The 1200-nt window shown below is 46.3% G+C and carries 2 protein-coding genes; one reads left to right on the forward strand and one right to left on the reverse strand.

The window, feature by feature from the left end:
* Window positions 1-189 (forward strand): GNAT family N-acetyltransferase (locus NH454_RS22255; RefSeq protein WP_235374376.1); only part of this gene is annotated, 189 nt, incomplete at its 5' end.
* Window positions 190-489: 300 nt separating this feature from the next.
* On the opposite strand, the gene NH454_RS22260 is transcribed toward NH454_RS22255, so the two are convergent.
* Window positions 490-1200 (reverse strand): IS630 family transposase (locus NH454_RS22260; RefSeq protein ID WP_235374377.1); only part of this gene is annotated, 711 nt, incomplete at its 5' end.

Below are 1200 nucleotides of genomic sequence, written 5' to 3' on the forward strand. Positions count from 1 at the left end.
GGCATCGGAACGGCAATGATGTCTTACGCTAAGAAAATGGCAAAGGACAGTGACATGAAAGTTATAGATATCGCCGCCAGTCATCTTTCAGCTCCTTTCTTCGAAAAATTTGGGGCAAAGACAATTAAAGAAATCACTGATGGTTGGGGCCTAGACATGCACAGGGTTGATATGGAATTACTACTATAACAATTCAATGACCGCTATTGGCCGATTAACTGACCTAGGTGTGGTGTGAGTTGGCTGTCCGTAGAACAGGCTGTCCGTAGAACGCTCATATCTCATCTTACAGTTTTGTTGATTAGGTTTAGACTTCACCTGACAGGCAGCTAAGAGCGAATAGCGGACATCAACGTTCACTTCAGCATTACCGAATACTGAACGGTTTTGAGCTAAAGTTTTTGCGCGGCACATGGAAAAGAACTGCGTAGAGTTTGGTGCCAGATGCAAGTCCATGCTAGGGATTTACTGCTGACTAGATAACTGATCCTAATTGTGATACACCTGCTTCAAGCCATGCTTGCCACCTGGGAACGGAGCCGCTGTGTCCATAAAGTGGTATACCTGCTCCAGTAAGTCATCCATGTTCTTACACTGATGGTTACGGGTTATCGTTTCATGCAACGCATGCCATAGCTTTTCAATTTTGTTGTGCCACGGGCTGTATACCGGTAAAAACAAGAGCTTGAACTTTGGGTTCTCATTCAGCCATTTCTGCGTTTTTTTGCTCTTATGGATGATGTAATTATCCACAATTAGCGTGATACTTTTCGCTCGCCGGTATTGCCCTTTCAGTTGCTCCAACAGCGCAATAAACAAATCACTGGTCTTGCGCTCACCACCAACATAACTGATTTGTCCTGTCTGGCTGTGCAGTGCCCCCGCCAGATAGTGTTTCTTATTCTGGCCGGGTGTAGCTACCTTACGCTGTTTACCTTTAAAGCCCCAGTCGGCACCAATCTTCGGATTCAGGTGGATATCCACCTCATCCTGATAAAACACCGGATGGTCCACGCTGCAATTTTCAAGTGCCTCCCGCATGGCTGCTAACTTAGCTTCTTTATCTGGGTCTTGGATATACAGCGTCGGTGCCGCACGACGCCAGACGATGCCGACTTGTGGCAACCACCGCCTGAGAGTTGAGCTATGAATAACGATACGGTAAAGCTTATGCAGTAGCAGTGCGAATAATTCACTACT

The organism is Pseudoalteromonas sp. Ps84H-4 (genome assembly GCF_024124645.1).
GTDB classification, from domain to species: Bacteria; Pseudomonadota; Gammaproteobacteria; order Enterobacterales; family Alteromonadaceae; genus Pseudoalteromonas; species Pseudoalteromonas lipolytica_C.